This is a genomic window from Cupriavidus sp. GA3-3, assembly GCF_000389805.1.
GTDB classification, from domain to species: domain Bacteria; phylum Pseudomonadota; class Gammaproteobacteria; order Burkholderiales; family Burkholderiaceae; genus Cupriavidus; species Cupriavidus necator_D.
Genome location: NZ_KB944469.1, coordinates 111,158 through 128,762, shown reverse-complemented (window position 1 = coordinate 128,762; position 17,605 = coordinate 111,158). Strand labels below are relative to the sequence as shown.

At 67.0% G+C, this 17,605-nt stretch carries 17 protein-coding genes; 7 read left to right on the top strand and 10 right to left on the bottom strand.

Annotated elements, in window-relative coordinates; all coding sequences use genetic code 11:
* Window positions 1-301: 301 nt before the first annotated feature.
* From C265_RS08755 to C265_RS08740, 4 genes are all read right to left on the bottom strand, one after another.
* Window positions 302-1,609, bottom strand: coding sequence for an MFS transporter (locus C265_RS08755; protein WP_010813010.1), 1,308 nt, complete (start codon window positions 1,607-1,609; stop codon window positions 302-304).
* 81 nt (window positions 1,610-1,690) lie between these two features.
* The gene (locus C265_RS08750) at window positions 1,691-2,449 is read right to left on the bottom strand and encodes an SDR family oxidoreductase (protein WP_010813009.1); all 759 of its coding nucleotides are present in this window, start codon (window positions 2,447-2,449) and stop codon (window positions 1,691-1,693) included.
* Between the two features lie 60 nt (window positions 2,450-2,509).
* Window positions 2,510-2,752, bottom strand: a complete 243-nt coding sequence (locus C265_RS08745) for a hypothetical protein (protein WP_010813008.1) — start codon at window positions 2,750-2,752, stop codon at window positions 2,510-2,512.
* A complete protein-coding gene (locus C265_RS08740; protein WP_010813007.1) occupies window positions 2,745-4,181 on the bottom strand; it encodes an aldehyde dehydrogenase family protein in 1,437 nt (478 codons plus the stop codon). Before C265_RS08740 ends, C265_RS08745 begins: the two co-directional genes overlap by 8 nt.
* 201 nt (window positions 4,182-4,382) lie before the next feature.
* Here C265_RS08740 and ppa point away from each other — a divergent pair, with 201 nt between their 5' ends.
* Complete coding sequence (gene ppa / locus C265_RS08735; protein WP_010813006.1) at window positions 4,383-4,910, top strand: inorganic diphosphatase; 528 nt, start codon at window positions 4,383-4,385, stop codon at window positions 4,908-4,910.
* A gap of 125 nt (window positions 4,911-5,035) precedes the next feature.
* A complete protein-coding gene (locus C265_RS08730; protein ID WP_010813005.1) occupies window positions 5,036-5,608 on the top strand; it encodes a cytochrome b in 573 nt (190 codons plus the stop codon).
* Window positions 5,609-5,624: 16 nt separating this feature from the next.
* Here C265_RS08730 and C265_RS08725 read toward each other — a convergent pair whose 3' ends face one another.
* Window positions 5,625-6,878: a GNAT family N-acetyltransferase gene (locus tag C265_RS08725; RefSeq protein ID WP_010813004.1), complete on the bottom strand. Its 1,254-nt coding sequence runs from the start codon at window positions 6,876-6,878 to the stop codon at window positions 5,625-5,627.
* 179 nt (window positions 6,879-7,057) lie between these two features.
* Between C265_RS08725 and C265_RS08720 the strand changes: the two genes are divergently transcribed.
* Together C265_RS08720 and glnK are read left to right on the top strand one after the other, a co-directional pair.
* Window positions 7,058-9,106: an NAD(+) synthase gene (locus tag C265_RS08720; RefSeq protein WP_010813003.1), complete on the top strand. Its 2,049-nt coding sequence runs from the start codon at window positions 7,058-7,060 to the stop codon at window positions 9,104-9,106.
* Window positions 9,107-9,354: 248 nt separating this feature from the next.
* Window positions 9,355-9,693, top strand: a complete 339-nt coding sequence (gene glnK / locus C265_RS08715) for a P-II family nitrogen regulator (RefSeq protein WP_006162803.1) — start codon at window positions 9,355-9,357, stop codon at window positions 9,691-9,693.
* Between the two features lie 62 nt (window positions 9,694-9,755).
* On the opposite strand, the gene C265_RS08710 is transcribed toward glnK, so the two are convergent.
* From C265_RS08710 to trxB, 3 genes are all read right to left on the bottom strand, one after another.
* Window positions 9,756-10,397, bottom strand: a complete 642-nt coding sequence (locus tag C265_RS08710) for a trimeric intracellular cation channel family protein (protein WP_011614676.1) — start codon at window positions 10,395-10,397, stop codon at window positions 9,756-9,758.
* 13 nt (window positions 10,398-10,410) lie between these two features.
* Entirely contained in the window at window positions 10,411-11,085 is a 675-nt protein-coding gene (locus C265_RS08705; RefSeq protein WP_010813001.1) for a Smr/MutS family protein, read from the bottom strand.
* Window positions 11,086-11,196: 111 nt separating this feature from the next.
* Window positions 11,197-12,162, bottom strand: a complete 966-nt coding sequence (trxB, locus tag C265_RS08700) for a thioredoxin-disulfide reductase (protein WP_010813000.1) — start codon at window positions 12,160-12,162, stop codon at window positions 11,197-11,199.
* A gap of 234 nt (window positions 12,163-12,396) precedes the next feature.
* On the opposite strand from trxB, the gene C265_RS08695 reads away from it, so the two are divergent.
* Window positions 12,397-14,736: a DNA translocase FtsK gene (locus C265_RS08695; RefSeq protein ID WP_011614678.1), complete on the top strand. Its 2,340-nt coding sequence runs from the start codon at window positions 12,397-12,399 to the stop codon at window positions 14,734-14,736.
* 39 nt (window positions 14,737-14,775) lie between these two features.
* On the opposite strand, the gene C265_RS08690 is transcribed toward C265_RS08695, so the two are convergent.
* Window positions 14,776-14,976 (bottom strand): hypothetical protein, encoded by a 201-nt coding sequence (locus tag C265_RS08690; RefSeq protein WP_010812998.1) that lies wholly within the window; start codon window positions 14,974-14,976, stop codon window positions 14,776-14,778.
* A 199-nt stretch (window positions 14,977-15,175) separates the two neighbouring features.
* Here C265_RS08690 and lolA point away from each other — a divergent pair, with 199 nt between their 5' ends.
* Together lolA and C265_RS08680 are read left to right on the top strand one after the other, a co-directional pair.
* Entirely contained in the window at window positions 15,176-15,811 is a 636-nt protein-coding gene (gene lolA, locus C265_RS08685; protein WP_010812997.1) for an outer membrane lipoprotein chaperone LolA, read from the top strand.
* Window positions 15,812-15,819: 8 nt separating this feature from the next.
* Window positions 15,820-16,257, top strand: coding sequence for a hypothetical protein (locus C265_RS08680; RefSeq protein ID WP_010812996.1), 438 nt, complete (start codon window positions 15,820-15,822; stop codon window positions 16,255-16,257).
* Window positions 16,258-16,273: 16 nt separating this feature from the next.
* Here the strand turns inward: C265_RS08680 and C265_RS08675 are convergent, their stop codons facing one another.
* On the bottom strand, window positions 16,274-17,374 hold the full coding sequence (locus C265_RS08675; protein WP_010812995.1) for an NAD(P)-dependent alcohol dehydrogenase: 1,101 nt from the start codon (window positions 17,372-17,374) through the stop codon (window positions 16,274-16,276).
* Window positions 17,375-17,605 lie beyond the last annotated feature (231 nt).

Sequence of the window (17,605 nt, the reverse complement as noted above, 5' to 3'; positions counted from 1 at the left end):
CTTCGACAAGTTCCAGCGAACGGGTAGGGGCAAACGGGGGCAGGTGCAGCATCGTGGCCTCCTTGGGCGAGCTTCGGAATCAGATGCCCCGGAGGACCCCGTGGGATCACTCCGGGTCTCTCTTTTCCATCCTAGGGCCCAAGGGTGGGCGACACTGCCGGGCTTGGTCCTACATCCGCGTCAGCCGACGGCGCATTGTGGCCCGCAGGCGGCGTGTGAGCGACTTCGCAGGTGCAGGAAGAAAAACGGCCCCGCCCGCAAAGGGAAGGGCCGTTGACGGCGTCTGATCCTGGCGGACGGGCTATTTCCGGCTCACCAGCCGCTTGGGCACCGAAAGCGTCAGCGCCGCGCCCACCACCAGGCAGGCGGTCAGCAGGTACATGCCCGAATCGGTGCTGTGGGTCAGGTCCTTGAGCCAGCCCACCGCATAGGGGCTGAGGAAGCCCGCAAGGTTGCCCAGCGAGTTGATCAGCGCGATGCCCGCGGCCGCGCCAGTGCCGGCCAGGAAGGAAGTCGGCAGGCTCCAGAACAGCGGCAGCGTGGTCAGGATGCCGATGGTGGCCAGCGTCAGCGCCACCATTGCCAGCGTGGTGTCGCTATGCCATTGCACCGACAGCAGCAGGCCCAGCGAACCGGCCAGCGCGGGCAGCGCGATATGCCAGCGGCGCTCGCCGCTGCGGTCTGCGCTGTAGGCCACCAGCACCATGCCGACCACTGCGCAGCCATAGGGGATGGCGGTCAGCAGGCCGATATCGAGCGCGCCCCTGACGCCGGTCTGCTTGATGATGGTCGGCAGCCAGAAGCTGACGCCGTACAGGCCCATCACGAAGCAGAAGTAGATCGCGCTCATCAGCCAGACGCGCGGGCTGGACATCACGGTGCGGATCGGCGGGTCTTCCTTGTGCGCATCCTCGCTGGCGATATTGCGCTCCAGCAGCGCCTTCTCTTCCGGCGACAGCCACTTGGCGTGGGCGATGCGGTCGTCCAGGTAGGCCAGCACCCACAGCCCCACCAGGATCGACGGAATGCCCTCGAGCAGGAACATCCACTGCCAGCCGGACCAGCCGTTTTGGCCGTGGAAGGACTGCATGATCCAGCCCGACAGCGGCCCGCCGATCACGCCTGCCAGCGCGACCGCGGTCATGAAGTAGGTGGTGGTGCGCCCGCGCCGGTTGGCCGGGTACCAGTAGGTCAGGTACAGGATGATGCCGGGGAAGAAGCCGGCCTCGGCAATGCCCAGCAGGAAGCGCAGCACGTAGAACATGGTCGGCGTGGTGACGAACATCATCGCCGCCGAGATCGCGCCCCAGGTGATCATGATGCGCGCGATCCAGATGCGCGCGCCCACCTTGTGCAGGATCACGTTGCTGGGCACTTCGAACAGGAAGTAGCCGATAAAGAAGATGCCGGCGCCCAAGCCATAGATGGTCTCGCTGAACTGCAGGTCGTTGAGCATCTGCAGCTTGGCAAAGCCCACGTTGACGCGGTCCAGGTAGGCCACCACGTAGCACAGCAAGAGGAAGGGCACCAGGCGCCAGCTGACCTTGCGGTAGGTGGCGTCTTCAAAGGCGGCGTCGCTGATGCCGGGGTTTACTGCGGTTGTTGTCATGCTGTCTCCTGAGGATATGGCGCTTCTGTATGATGCGTTTACAGCTACGACTAACGGGGAAGGCAGGTGGCCGGCACCGGCTCAGACGCAGCGGCCGCCGTCCACTTCGATGCAGGTGCCGGTGATAAAGGCAGCTTCGTCCGAGGCCAGGTACAGGCAGGCGTTGGCCACGTCCTGCGGGGTCGACATGCGGCCCATCGGGATGGTGGCAAGGAATCTGGCGCGGTTCTCGGGCGTATCGGGCATGCCCATGAATTCTTCGAGCAGGGCGGTGGCGCCGATCACGGGGTTGACGCAGTTGACGCGGATATTGTCCTTGCCGAGTTCCGCGGCCATGGCCTTGCTGGCGGTGATCACCGCGCCCTTGCTGCCGTTGTACCAGACCAGGCCCGGGCGCGGCCGGATGCCGGCGGTGGAGGCAATATTGACGAACACGCCGCCGCCGCGCTGGCGGAAATGCGGGATAAAGGTGCGCGCCGACCAGTAGATGCTCTTGACGTTGACGGCGTAGACGCGGTCGAACTCCTCTTCGGTGACTTCGAGGATGGGCTTGTTGCGATGGGTCGTGCCGGCGTTGTTGACCACGATATGGACGTCGCCGAAGGTGGCCAGCGCGGCTTCGCGCATGGCCTCGGTGCCGGCTTCGCGCGAAACGTCGGCGCGCACCGCGCGGGCCCGGCCGCCGGCGTCGCGGATCGCGGCGGCGACGCGTTCGGCGGCTTCCTCGCGCAGGTCGGCGACCACCACGTTGGCGCCTTCGCGCGCAAAGGTGTGGGCAATGCCTTCGCCGAACCCGGAACCGCCGCCGGTGATGATCGCTACCTTGTTGGCCAGTCTCATGGCTTGTCTCCTGGTGTCGTGGTTATGTTCTGGTGTTCCGTGCTGCGGGGTACTCAATGCCTAGTGCGAGAACGGCCCCCGCCCGCGCAGGGCATTGGCAACCATCATCAGTGCCAGCAGGAAGGGCAGTGCCACATACAGGCACCAGTGCACGCGGTCGCCGACGACGTCGCCCCACTTGCGCTTGAAGACCTGCAGCCGCGGCATGCCGGAAGGATTGGTGGCGCGCTTGTTCCGGACATGCCATGCCATCCAGAAAAAGAAGATGGCAAAGGCGACGGACAGGAAATTGATGTTACCCATGTTGGATGGCGATGGTTTTCAGGGTGGTGAATCCGTACAGGGCCTCGAAGCCCTTCTCGCGGCCGTAGCCAGACTGGCCGGTGCCGCCGAAGGGCAGTTCAACGCCGCCGCCGGCACCGTAGTTGTTGATAAAGACCTGGCCCGCGCGCAGCTTGTGCGCCAGGCGCAGCTGGCGCCCGCCGTCGCGGGTCCAGACGCCGGCCACGAGCCCGTAGGGCGTGCCGTTGGCCAGTGCGATGGCTTCGGCCTCGGTGTCGAACGGCATCGCCGCCAGCAGCGGGCCGAACACTTCTTCCTGCGCCAGCCGGTGCGCCGGCGGCACGTCGCGGAACAGCATCGGCACCTGGTAGTAGCCGGCCTCGGGCGCGTCGGCCACGATCTGGCCTTGCGCCATCACGGCCACGCCGGCGTGCTGCGCATCCGAGACAAAGTCCCACACGCGCTGCTGCTGCTTGCGGCTGATCAGTGGCCCGCATTCCAGGTCCAGCTCGGACGGGCCTACGCGCAGCGACTCGAACACCGACGCCAGCCGGTCGAGCAGCGCGTCATAGACCGGCCGCTCCACCAGCAGGCGGCTGCCGGCCGAGCAGGTCTGGCCGGCATTCTGCACGATGCCGTTGACCACCACCGGCACCAGCGTATCCAGGTCGGCATCGGCAAAGACGATCTGCGGCGACTTGCCGCCCAGCTCCAGCGTGACCGGCACGTGGTTCTCGGCGGCCAGCTGGGCCACCTGCTTGCCGGTCTGGGGCGAGCCGGTGAACGAGATATGGTTGATGCCCGGGTGGCGCGCCAGCGCGGCGCCGGCTTCATGGCCGTAGCCGGTGATGATATTGAGCGCGCCTTCGGGCAGGCCGGCATCGGCGGCGATCTCGGCCACGCGCAGCAGCGACAGGCAGGCGTCCTCGGCCGGCTTGACCACGCAGGCATTGCCGGTGGCCAGCGCCGCGCCCACGCTGCGCCCGAAGATCTGCAGCGGGTAGTTCCACGGGATGATGTGGCCGGTCACGCCGTGCGGCTCGCGCACGGTCAGCACGGTGTAGCCGGGGTTGTAGGGGATGGTCTGGCCGTGCAGCTTGTCCACCGCGCCGGCGTAGAACTCGAAATAGCGGGCCACGGCGCGGGCATCGGCGCGCGCCTGGCGCAGCGGCTTGCCGGTGTCGCGGGCCTCGAGCGCGGCCAGTTCGTCCTCGTGCGCGATCAGCGCCACGGCGACGCGGTTGAGCAGGCGCACCCGCTCCGCTGGCGCCATCTGGCCCCAGGCGCCTTCGGCGGCCTGGCGGGCCGCATGGACGGCGACGTTGATATCGGTGGCGTTGCCGCGTGCGATCTCGGCGAACGGCTCGCCGTTGGACGGATCGAAGACCTTGATGCGCAGGCCGTTGTCGGGCGCGATCAGGCGGTTGGCGACGAAGTGCTGGGCGTGCATGGGTGGCTCCGGGGCAGCGGGTGCAACAGGGGGCAGCACGGCGGCTGCGCTTTTCAGTGACGGCTGAAGAATGCGCCATTATCGCCGACACTGGCCAGCGTGCAATGCGCCGTGCCTGGCCCAGCTGTCAGCCTGCGGTCAGGCATGAGCCGCTATAATGCCCGCCATCCAACAACACCGCGCAGGCATCTGGAGAACCGCATGAGCTTCAACCTCGTAACCCCGGGCAAGGACATCCCCAACGATTTCAACGTCATCATCGAGATCTCGGCCCAGAGCGATCCGGTGAAGTACGAGGCAGACAAGGAAACCGGCCTGCTGTTCGTCGACCGCTTTATCGGCACCGGCATGCGCTATCCGGCCAACTATGGCTACATCCCGCAGACGCTGTCGGGCGACGGCGACCCGGTGGATGTGCTGGTGCTGTCGCCGTTCCCGATCCTGGCCGGCGCCGTGGTGCGCTGCCGTGCACTCGGGATGCTGAAGATGACCGACGAGTCGGGCGTGGACGCCAAGCTGGTCGCCGTGCCGCTGGACAAGCTGTCGCCGGCCACGGCCTACATGAAGGGCCTGTCGGACGTGCCGCAGAACCAGCTGGACCAGATCAAGCACTTCTTTGAGCACTACAAGGCACTGGAAGCCGGCAAGTGGGTCAAGGTCGAAGGCTGGGCTGGCATCGAGGAAGCCCACAAGGAAATCACCGACGGCGTGGCCAACTACAAGAAGTAAGCTGAACCGCCGCTGAAGAAGCCCCGCTCCGGCGGGGTTTTTTGTTGCCGCGCGCTTGATGTACGGCAGCATCCGGGCAAGTGCCTTGCGCTACGCTATGCGGGTGCTGACAAGAGGAGTCCCCTATGAATCCCATCACCGAAATCCAGGCATTGCCGCAGGCCTTGTCGCCGCTGCGCCGCTATGACCGGCTGGCGGTGTGCTTCCACTGGGCGGTGTTCCTGCTGGTGGCGCTGGCCTATTCCGCGATCGAGCTGAAGGGCAGTTTTGCCAAGGGCACGCCGCCGCGCGCGCTGGCCATGACAGTCCATGAATGGGCGGGGGCGCTGGTGCTGGTGCTGGCGGTGCCGCGCCTGGTGTGGCGCCTGGTGCGCGGCGCGCCCGCGCCGGAGCCGGGCGCGCGCTGGATGCAGTTGGCCGGCGAGGCCATGCACTGGGTGCTTTACTTGTATATCCTGGCCCAGCCGCTGCTGGGGCTGCTGGCGATGAACGCTGGCGGCCACCTGCTGGCGTTGCCTTCGCTGGGGCTGGAAGTGCCGGCGATGGTGGCGGCCGACCCGGCGCTGAAGGACACCGTCAAGGAGGTCCACGAGACCCTGGGCACCGCCTTCTACCTGGTGATCGGCCTGCACGCGATGGCGTCGCTGTTCCACCACTACATGCTGGGCGACAACACGCTGCGGCGGATGTGGCGCTGAGCGCCGGCTTGCGTGTTCAGGCGCGGGCGAACGGGTTGCGTTCGCTCAGTTCGTCCAGGTAGGCGTCGATGCCCTGGCGCTCGCGCTCAAGGAAGCGCTCGACGGCATCGGCAAAGGCGGGATGCGCCAGCCAGTGGGCCGAGCGCGTCGCCACCGGCAGGAAGCCGCGCGCCATCTTGTGTTCGCCCTGGGCGCCGCCTTCGAAGGTGCGTATGCCTTGCTCGATGCAGAATTCCAGCGGCTGGTAGTACGCGGTTTCGAAGTGCAGGCAGGCGTGGTACTCCAGTGCGCCCCAGTAGCGCCCGTAGAGCGTGCTGACTTCGGGCGTATCGTCATAGACCAGCAGCGAGCTGGCGATAGGCTGGCCCTCGCGCTCGGCGATCACCAGCAGCAGGTGCTGCGGCATGGCGGCGCCGATGCGCCGGAAGAAGTCCAGGTTCAGGTAGGGCGTGGAATGGTGCTCGCGGTAAGTCTGGCGATAGCACCGGTTGAAGAACTTCCACGCATCGTCGTCGATCTGCGCGCCACGCAGGCGCCGGAAGCTGATGCCGGCCTGCGCGACCTGGCGGCGCTCGGCGCGGATGTTCTTGCGCTTTTTCTGCGACAGCGTGGCCAGGAAGTCGTCAAAGCTGCCATAGCCGTCATTGGTCCAGTGGAACTGCACGCCGTGCCGCATCAGCATGCCGGCCTGCTGCATCAGCGCGGCCTCGGCCTCGTCGGGGAACAGGATGTGCAGCGACGACATCTGGCTTTCGGCGGCCAGCGCCAGCGCCATCTGCAGCAGCAGGCGGCGCGCATGGGCGTCTTCGGCCAGCAGCCGCGCGCCGCGCACCGGCGTGAAGGGAATTGCCGCCAGCCATTTGGGGTAGTACTCGAGCCCGTTGCGGGCATAGGCGTCGGCCCAGGCCCAGTCGAAGACATATTCGCCATAGGAATGCGCCTTGGCGTAAAGCGGCATGGCCGCGGCCAGCCGTTCCGGGCGGCCGTCCTTGGCCGGCGCCCACAAAGTCAGGTAGCGCGGGTTCCACCCGGTCTCGGCGCAGGCGCTGCCGCTGGTGTGCAGGGCGTGCAGGAAGGCATGCTTCAGGAACGGCGTGGCGTCGGCGTGGTGCGCCACCAGGGCGTCCCAGGCGGCGGCATCGATCTCGCCCAGGTCGGAGATGATTTCGGTACGGTATTCCTGCGCAGGGTCGCCTGCCGACTTGCGCTTGTGCCGTGCCGGCTGGCGCTGGTCCTTGCCCTCGCCGGGCACGCATGATTCAGACTGCATTGCACCAGTTCCCGTCTGTGGATCGATCGAGTCTACCGGAAACGATGCGCCGTTGCTGCGCCGCACGGCAGGGGCGGGCGTCGTAAAATGGAGCATCCTCGTCACCAGTGCTTGCCGAGGCATCCCGGGATGCTTCAGGCGGCGGCATGGTCCGCATGGTTCGATAACCAAGGCCCGATATGAAGAACCCGTTTTTCAACCTGTATTCCCACGGCTTTGCGCGTGTCGCGGTGGGCGTGCCCGTCTGCCGGGTGGCCGACCCGGCCTTCAACGCCGCCGAGACCATTGCCCTGGCGGCGCAGGCGGCCCAGAAGGGCGCCGTGCTGGTTGCGTTCCCGGAGCTGGGCATCTCCGCCTACACCTGCGACGACCTGTTCCACCAGCGCGCGCTGCTGGACGCCTGCGAGGCGGCGCTGGCCACCATCGTCGAGGCCTCGCGCAAGCTGCCGGCGGCGCTGATCGTCGGCATGCCGCTGCGGGTCGAGCACCAGTTGTTCAACTGCGCCGTGGTGGTCGCGCGCGGGCGTATCCAGGGCGTGGTGCCCAAGTCCTACCTGCCGAACTACTGGGAGTTCTACGAGGCGCGCCAGTTCAGCGCCGCCGACAACGCCGCGGTCGAGTCGATCCGGCTGCTGGGCCAGGACGTGCCGTTCGGCGCCGGGCTGCTGTTCGATGTCGAAGACATCCCCGACTTCCGCTTCCACGCAGAAATCTGCGAAGACGTCTGGGTGCCGATCCCGCCGTCGTCGTTCGCGGCGCTGGCCGGGGCCACGGTGCTGGTCAACCTGTCGGCCTCGAATATCGTGGTCGGCAAGGCCGGGTACCGGCACCAGCTGGTCTCGCAGCAGTCGGCACGATGCCTGGCGGCCTACCTGTACACCTCGGCCGGCAAGGGCGAGTCTTCCACCGACCTGGCCTGGGACGGCCAGGCGCTGATCTGCGAGAACGGCGAGCTGCTGGCCGAATCCGAGCGCTTTGCCGATACCTCGCACCTGCTCTGCGCTGATATCGACGTCGAGCGGCTGTCGCGCGAGCGCATGCACCAGGTCACCTTCGGCCACTCGGTGCGCCGGCACAAGGCAGAAGTGGACAAGTTCCGCGTGGTGCGCTTCCCGCTCGACCTGACCCTGGAAAAGTCGCTGCCGCTGGCGCGCAACGTGGCGCGCTTCCCGTACGTGCCGGCCGATCCGCGCCAGCGCGACGAACGCTGCATGGAGGTCTACAACATCCAGGTGCAGGCGCTGGTGCAGCGCCTGTCGGCCAGCAAGATCAGCAAGGTGGTGATCGGCGTGTCGGGCGGGCTGGATTCCACCCACGCGCTGCTGGTCTGCGCCAAGGCGATGGACCGCCTGGGCCTGCCGCGCGCCAATATCCTGGCCTTCACCATGCCGGGCTTCGCCACCAGCGACCGCACGCTGCTGCAGGCGCGCCAGCTGATGCAGGTGGTGGGCTGCACCGCGACCGAGATCGATATCCGGCCGTCGTGCCTGGCCATGCTGAAGGACCTGGGCCACCCATACGCCGCCGGCGAGAAGGTCTACGACGTGACCTTCGAGAACGTGCAGGCCGGCGAGCGTACCAACCACCTGTTCCGGCTGGCCAATTTCCACCACGCCATCGTGATCGGCACCGGCGACCTGAGCGAACTGGCGCTGGGCTGGTGCACCTATGGCGTGGGCGACCACATGTCGCACTACAACGTCAATGCCAGCGTGCCCAAGACGCTGATCTCGCACCTGGTGCGCTGGGTGGCCGAGACCGGGCAGGTGGGCGAGGGCGGTTCCGACGTGCTGCTGGCCGTGCTCGACACCGACATCAGCCCCGAGCTGGTCCCGGGCGACAGCAACCACGGCCCCGAGCAGAAGACCGAGAGCACCATCGGCCCGTATGAGCTGCAGGACTTCAACCTCTACTACACGCTGCGTTTCGGCTTCACGCCGTCCAAGATCGCCTTCCTGGCGCTGCATGCCTGGGGCGACCGCGAGCGCGGCGTCTGGCCCAACGGCCCGCATGTGGTACGCAACCAGTACGGGCTGCCGGAGATCAAGCGCAACCTGGCGATCTTCCTGGACCGTTTCTTCCGCACCAGCCAGTTCAAGCGCTCATGCATCCCGAACGCGCCCAAGGTGGGCTCGGGCGGATCGCTGTCGCCGCGCGGTGACTGGCGCGCGCCGAGCGATTCAGAGTCGGTGGTGTGGTTGGCGGACCTGGAGAAGGTGCCGGACTGAGCGCAGCGCCGGTCGAGCTCCGGCTCTTGGGTGGCGGCTTGTGCACAGTTTCTCCAGTGGCTGTCCACAGGTTTATCCACAGGGCCGGGGCCTGCCCGGATGCGCGCTAGCCAACGCTGCGGCCGCGCTGGCTGTGGGGCAGGCGGAAATGCAAGCGGCCAAGGGCTGGTAAAATGCCACCCGGAGAGCGCCGCGACCGCGGCGATGCGCCGCCAGGCGCGTGAACAAACGATAAACAGGGGCCAGTCATGAAGCAGATTACCGCCATCATCAAACCGTTCAAGCTCGACGAGGTGCGTGAAGCCCTGGCCGACGTCGGCGTGACCGGTCTGACGGTGACCGAAGTGAAGGGATTTGGCCGCCAGAAAGGGCATACCGAGCTCTACCGTGGCGCCGAGTACGTGGTCGACTTCCTGCCCAAGATCAAGATCGAAGTGGTGGTGGCCGAGAACCAGCTGGACACCGTGCTGGACGCCATCGTCAAGGCCGCCCACACCGGCAAGATCGGCGACGGCAAGATCTTCGTCACCGAGATCGAGCGTGTGATCCGCATCCGCACCGGCGAGCAGGACGAAGCCGCGGTCTGAGCCTCGGGCCAGGATAGAGAAACGCCGCCTTGCAGGGCGGCGTTTTCATTGGTGGGTGCGGTTCAGCTGGGCAGCTTCCACCCGTAGCGCACCGACACCAGCCGCATGGCGATGATCGCCACTGCCCCGGTCAGCAGCGCCGCTTCCTGCTGCACCGCCAGCCAGGTCATGCCGACATAGATCCAGCAGCCGACAAAGGAGCAGGTGGCGTAGGGCGAGCGGTCGCGCAGGATCATCGGCACCTCGTTGCACAGCACGTCCCGCACCACGCCGCCGAACACGGCCGAGATGATGCCCATCATCACCGCCACGGTGGGCGTCATCTGCGCCACCAGCGCCAGCGAGGCGCCGGTCACCGAGAACAGCCCCAGCCCGATCGCGTCGGCCACGATCATGGCCCGGTCCGAGGCCACGCGGCTGACCACGCGCAGCACGAACGAGGCGCCGAACGACATCACGAAGATCAGCAGCACGTAGCCTTCGTGGTCGACCCAGTAGAACGGGCGCCGGTCCAGCAGCACGTCGCGCACGGTGCCGCCGCCAAAGGCGGTGGCAAAGGCCACCACGAAGGTGCCGACCACGTCCAGGCGCTGCTTGCGCGCGTCGACCACGCCCGAGACCGCGAAGGCGAGCACGCCGATCACCTCCATGATGTGGAGGATCAGGGGCAGCCGCCCCATCAGCAATTCAAGCGGAACGTGCATCCGTGGCGATGCGTCAGGTGCGCGGCTGGCGCAGCAGCACCATCAGCGCGCCGGCGCCGCCTTCGGCCTCGCGCGCCTGCACGAAGGCGAGCACTTCCTCCTTCTGCACCAGCCAGCTGCGCACCTTGCCCTTGAGCACTGGCAGCTTGTCGGGCGAGCCCAGGCCCTTGCCGTGGATCACGCGCACGCAGCGCACGCCGTTGCGCACCGAGCGGCGCAGGAACTCGGCCAGCGCCTCGCGCGCCTCGTCGCTGCGCAGGCCGTGCAGGTCGACCTTGTCCTGCGCCACCCATTCGCCGCGGCGCAGCTTGCGGATCACGTCCATGCCGATGCCGGGCCGGCGGAACGACAGGGTCTCGTCGGTTTCCAGCAGGCTTTCCACGTCGAAATCATCGGACAGCGAGGCCGCCAGCACGGCTTCGTCGTTGCGGCGCGACTGCACCGGCACCGGGGCGGGCTTGCTGGCGGGCAGGGGGGCGCGGTTGCGGTCGCGCAGCTGGCTGACCTGGCCCACGCTGGTACGGAAGACGTCGGCCTCTTCACGGGCGCGCCGGGCGGCCTGCTCGGCGGCCACGCGCTCGGCTTCGCGGCGCTCGGTATCGGCCTTGAGGGTGTCGCGCAGCCTGGCAAGGTCGTTCAGGCCGAAACGTTGGGGCGGTCGGTCGGGTTTGCTGGCGCCGTGCGTCATTGAAAAATCTCCGGGGGCTCGGCGCAGATTATATCGACTGGCGGGGCGGCAGGAGATGCCGCAGGGGACGCGCCGGCGGGCCGTGGCGGCCCGGCCGGCGGAGGGGCGTGCTTACTTCAGGGCTTCAACAAAGCGCTGGGCGTCCAGCGCGGCCATGCAGCCCGTGCCGGCGCTGGTGATGGCCTGGCGGTAGACATGGTCCTGCACGTCGCCGGCGGCAAACACGCCCGGCACGCTGGTGGCGGTGGCGTCGCCCTGCAGGCCCGACTTGGTCACCAGGTAGCCGTTTTCCATGGCCAGCTGGCCTTCGAACAGGTCGGTGTTGGGCTTGTGGCCGATGGCGATGAACACGCCCGCCAGCTTCAGGTCCTCGGCCTGGCCGGTCTTGGTGCCGCGCACGCGGATGCCGGTCACGCCGGATTCATCGCCCAGCACCTCGTCCAGCACGCTGTCGTAGCGGATCACCACGCGGCCTTCCTTTTCACGCTGCAGCAGGCGGTCGACCAGGATAGGCTCGGCGCGGAAGCTGTCGCGGCGGTGGATCACGGTGACCTTGCTGGCGATATGCGACAGGTACAGCGCCTCTTCCACGGCGGTGTTGCCGCCACCGACCACGGCCACTTCCTGGTTCTTGTAGAAGAAGCCGTCGCAGGTGGCGCAGGCCGACACGCCGCGGCCCATGAAGGACTCTTCGGACGGCAGGCCCAGGTACTGCGCCGAGGCGCCGGTGGCGATGATCAGCGCGTCGCACGTATATTCACCGGCGTCGCCGATCAGACGGAAGGGGCGGGCCGGCTGGCCGTTGTCGTCCACCAGCTTGGCGGTGTGGATGTGATCGAAGATGATTTCGGTCTTGAATTCCTCGGCGTGCGCCAGCAGGCGCTGCATCAGTTCAGGACCCTGGACGCCCTTGGCATCGCCCGGCCAGTTCTCGACGTCCGTGGTGGTCATCAGCTGGCCGCCCTGTGCCAGGCCGGTGATCAGCACCGGTTCCAGGTTGGCGCGGGCCGCGTAGACCGCGGCGGTATAGCCGGCGGGACCAGAACCGAGAATCAGCACTTTTGCGTGTTTTGCCATGATGCGTTCCTGTGGCCGGTGCGGCATGCTGCCCACCGGCATTGCTCGAAAGCGACATTATAAGAGGAGCCGCATTTGCTCACTGTTGCAAATTCCAATGAGTGCGATAGTCTCGGGCCACGTTAAAATGGCCGCCACGATGACCGTCAGTCACCTGGTGAGCAACCACTGACCGCTGCCGGCATCGGCCCGAAACGCATCCGGAATCACCTTACACGCGAGTCTTAACCAGGCATGGCCCGAGCTACCACGACCACCCGCACCGATCCCTCAGCCTTGCCATCCCGCATCGGCAAACTGCTGGGAGAGGTCCGCTGGTTCCTGCTGCTGGCCGTCACGCTGGGTTTCCTGTGCGTGCTGGCCAGCTACAGCAAGACCGATCCCGGCTGGTCGCATGCCAACCAGGTGGCCGATATCCACAACCTGGGCGGGCGCGTCGGCGCCTGGGTGGCCGACGTGCTGTTCTTCATCTTCGGCTTTTCCGCCTACTGGCTGGCGGTGCTGCTGGTGCGCCGCTGCTGGCGCGGCTGGCGCACGCTGACCGCCGAGCTGCCCGAGCGCGCGGACCCCGGCCTGCACCGCCAGGGCGTGACCGTCAGCTGGATCGGCTTTGGTCTGACCCTGTTCTCCAGCATGGGCCTGGAGGCGATCCGCATGTACCCGTTGCGCGCCGCGCTGCCGCGCGCGCCGGGCGGGGTGCTGGGCGATCTGCTGGGCGGCTGGCTGCAGGTGGCGCTGGGTTTCACCGGCGCGACCCTGCTGTTGTTGCTGCTGCTGGCGATCGGGCTGTCGCTGTTCTTCCATTTCTCCTGGCTGACCGTGGCCGAGCACGTCGGCGGCTTTGTCGAGACCCTGTTCCTGGGCTTCAAGGCCCGCCGCGAGAGCAAGCAGGACCGCATCATCGGCGAGGCCGCCAAGACCGAGCGCAAAGAAACCGTCGAGGTGCAGCGCGTGCGCATCGAAGAGGCGGCGCCGGTGCAGATCGTGCGCCCGCAGGCAGTGCCCAAGCATGAGCGCGTCGAGCGTGAGAAGCAGCAGCCGCTGTTTGCCGATATCCAGGACTCGGACCTGCCGCCGCTGTCGCTGCTGGACCCGATTCCGCCGCACCAGGAAACCGTCAGCGCCGAGACCCTGGAGTTCACCTCGCGCCTGATCGAAAAAAAGCTCAAGGACTTCGGCGTCGAGGTCAAGGTGGTGGCGGCCTACCCGGGCCCGGTCATCACGCGGTATGAGATCGAGCCGGCCACCGGCGTCAAGGGCAGCCAGGTGGTGAACCTGGCGCGCGACCTGGCGCGCTCGCTGTCGCTGGTGTCGATCCGCGTGGTCGAGACCATCCCGGGCAAGAACTACATGGGGCTGGAGCTGCCCAACCCGAAGCGCCAGACCGTGCGCCTGTCGGAAATCCTCGGCTCGCAGGTCTACAACGAGAGTTCGTCCAGCCTGACCATGGCGCTGGGCAAGGACATCGCCGGCAAGCCGATGGTGGCCGACCTGGCCCGCATGCCGCACTGCATGGTGGCCGGCACCACCGGCTCGGGCAAGTCGGTCGGCATCAACGCGATGATCCTGTCGCTGCTGTACAAGGCCAAGGCGGAAAGCGTACGCCTGATCCTGATCGACCCGAAGATGCTCGAAATGAGCGTCTACGAGGGCATCCCGCACCTGCTGTGCCCGGTGGTGACCGACATGCGCCAGGCCGGCAATGCCCTGAACTGGGCGGTCGGCGAGATGGAGCGCCGCTACAAGCTGATGAGCAAGCTGGGCGTGCGCAACCTGGCCGGCTACAACAAAAAGATCGACGAGGCCGCGGCCCGCGAAGAAAAGATCCCCAACCCGTTCAGCCTGACCCCGGACGCCCCGGAGCCGCTGGACCGGCTGCCCACCATCGTCATCGTCATCGACGAGCTGGCCGACCTGATGATGGTGGTCGGCAAGAAGGTGGAAGAGCTGATCGCCCGCATCGCGCAGAAGGCGCGCGCGGCCGGCCTGCACCTGGTGCTGGCCACGCAGCGTCCGTCGGTGGACGTGATCACCGGCCTGATCAAGGCCAATGTGCCGACCCGGATCGCGTTCCAGGTCAGCAGCAAGATCGACTCGCGCACCATCCTCGACCAGCAGGGCGCCGAAGCGCTGCTGGGCATGGGCGACATGCTCTACCTGGCGCCGGGCACCGGCCTGCCGGTGCGCGTGCACGGCGCCTTTGTCTCGGACGAGGAAGTCCACCGCGTGGTGGAAAAGCTCAAGGAATCCGGCGAAGCCAACTACATCGAGGGCATCCTCGAAGGCGGCCTGACCGATGACGCCGGCGGCGGCGACGGGTTTGGCGGCGGTGCCGGCATTGGCGGCGGCGGCGGCGAGGCCGATCCGCTGTACGACCAGGCGGTCGAGGTGGTGCTGAAGAACCGGCGCGCGTCAATCTCGCTGGTGCAGCGCCACCTGCGCATCGGCTACAACCGTGCCGCGCGGCTGCTGGAGGATATGGAGAAGGCAGGGCTGGTGTCGGCGATGTCGGGCAACGGCAATCGTGACATTCTGGCGCAGGGTGGCGGTGCGGCCGCGCGTGACGATGACTGAGCGCTGCCAGCGCTCCTCCCATGCGGCCTGTGATGTGTGCTAGCGGCGCTTGAGCAGCACGTCGAGCTTCGTGTTGATGGTTTCAAATTGCTTGTCGAAGCGCACTTCCAGGCGCTCGATGCGCGCATCGGCCGCATCGAGGCGATCCGTGAGGCGGCGGTCCATCTCGGTCATCCCGGTGGCGAGCGGCGCGGTGGCCTTGTCGACCTTGTCTTGCGTGGTCTCATTCAGCCATGTCATCACGGAAAAGACAACATCGCCGCAGAACAGGCGCGGTTCCCGCGGTGTCTGCCGTAATATCCGGTTACCCGCGAGCGCGGGCCGTGTGGAATCCTCCGGCTGCCGCCTGCTCTAAACAGACAAGTTGCCCGTGCAGCGGCCTACAGCGTTGGGCGCAGCACACGCGGCGACGCCCTCCATAACTACCAGGACCCGAACCATGCGCAACCGCATCATCGTGTCGGCCTGCGCCGCGCTGGCGATGTTTGCCATCCAGGCGCCGGCCCATGCCGCAGCCACTGACCAGTTGCAGAGCTTTGTCACCGGCGTGAAGAGCGCGCGCGGCGAATTCACGCAGCGCCAGGTCAAGGGGCAGGGCGCCAACGGCAAGGTGACCGGCACCTCCAGCGGCACCTTTGTGTTCTCGCGCCCGGGCAAGTTCACCTGGCGCTATACCAAGCCCTACGACCAGCTGCTGCAGGCCGACGGCCAGACCCTGTACATCTATGACAAGGACCTGAACCAGGTCACCGAGCGCAAGCTCGACGGCGCACTCGGCTCCAGCCCGGCGGCGATCCTGTTCGGCAGCAACGACCTGGAAAAGAACTTCGTGGTCAAGAACGGCCCGACGCGCGACGGCGTAGAGTGGCTGGAGCTGACGCCCAAGGCCAAGGACACGCAGTTCGAGCGCATCGGCATCGGCTTCAAGGCCGGCAATCTTGAAGCCATGGAACTGCGCGACGCGTTCGGCAACACCACCCTGCTGACCTTCACGGGCATGCAGAAGAACCCGCCGCTGGCGGCCGATGCATTCCGGTTTACGGTGCCCAAGGGCGCCGATGTGATGAAGCAGTGAGGCCCGCCATGAACGATCCGCAGGAAGGTCCCGCAGTCACCATCCGTTCGCGGCGCAGCCAGCACGCCGTGTTGCTGGCCAGTGCCGGCGCGCTGCTGTTGGCGGCATGTGCCAGCAGCGGCGGCGGCGCCAGCAAGTTCGATGTCGATTCCTTCCTGCGCGCACCGGACTCGGGATTGCCCGAAGTGCTGGGCAATCCGGGCTTTCTCAAGGCCACGCGCGTGTCCGCCACCGAGTGCGCGGTGATGCTGCAGTCGGCCAGCACCGGCGTGCTGGAAGACCTGCCGCCCAGCAGCAATGCGCGCGGCCCGGCCTGGCTGTTGCATCCGAAGGGCCAGCCGGACCAGGTATGGCTGGTGGTCAGCGAGTCCGGCGGCGAGCGCACCTGCCATGGGCCGCTGCCGGCCGACGCCATGCAGGCGCTGGCCGCCCGGGCCAAGGGCTGAACCCGAGGCGCCGCCGTCAGTGCGGCTTGATGGCGATCTTCAGCACGCCGTCGCGCTGGTTGGCGAACAGGTCGTAGGCCGCGACGATGTCGTCCAGCCTGTACTGGTGCGTCACCAGCGCTCCCAGGTCGACCCGCCCCGACTCGATCACATTGATCAGCCGCCGCATGCGTTCCTTGCCGCCGGGGCACAGCGCGGTGTTGATCTTGTGGTCGCCCAGCCCCGCGGCGAAAGCCGACAGCGGAATGGTCAGGTCGCTTGAATAGACCCCCAGGCTGGACAGCGTGCCGCCGGGCTTGAGCACGCGCAGCGACTGCTCGAAGGTTGCCTGCGTGCCCAGCGCCTCGATCGAGGCATCCACGCCGCGCCCGCCGGTCAGCTTCATGACCTCGTCCACCACGTCGCAGTTGCGGAAGTTCAGGACCACGTCCGCGCCCATCTTGCGCGCGATCTCCAGCCGGTGGTCGTTGCCGTCGATGGCGATGATGGTGGTGGCGCCGCACAGCCGCGCGCCGGCGGTCGCGCATAGCCCGATCGGGCCCTGCGCGAACACGGCCACGGTGTCGCCGATGCGGATATTGGCGTTTTCCGCGCCCTTGAAGCCGGTGGACATGATGTCGGGGCACATCAGCACCTGCTCGTCGGTGAGGCCATCGGGGATTGGCGTCAGGTTGGCCTGGGCGTCGGGCACCAGCACGTATTCCGCCTGGGTACCGTCGATCATGTTGCCGAAGCGCCAGCCCGCGGTCGCCTTGTAGCCGTGGCAGCCGCACTGGCCGCTGGCCATCAGGTAGCTGCCATCCTGCGAGGCCACGCCGTCCTGCGCCGCGTAGGAGTTGAAGTTGGGGCAGATTGCGCCGGCGATCACGCGCTGGCCTTCGCGGTATCCCGTCACCGCGCTGCCGAGCTTTTCAATGATGCCGACGGGCTCATGGCCCACGGTCAGGCCCTTCGCCACCGGGTACTCACCCTTGAGGATGTGCACGTCGGTGCCGCAGATGGTGGTGGTGGTGATACGCACCAGGGCATCGTTGGGGCCGATATCCGGGATCGGCTTGTCTGCCAGTTCGATCCGGCCAGGCTCGACAAAAACGGCGGCTTTCATCATTGCGGTCATGCGTTGCTCCCAGGGAAGGCGCAGAGGGATGCGCGGTGGGTGGAGTGGTGCGGGACGTTGCCGGCCCGCTTACTCACTGATAGCACGCATGGCTTATAGCTCGGTTTATCCAGATCAAGCCGAAGCCACACTGAAAATGTGCGCAATACAGCGTAATCTGGCAAAAGTTTCATATCGGTGTGCAAAGAAGCTGAACGCCGCGGTGTGCCGCGTGTCCCAGCATCCTCATAC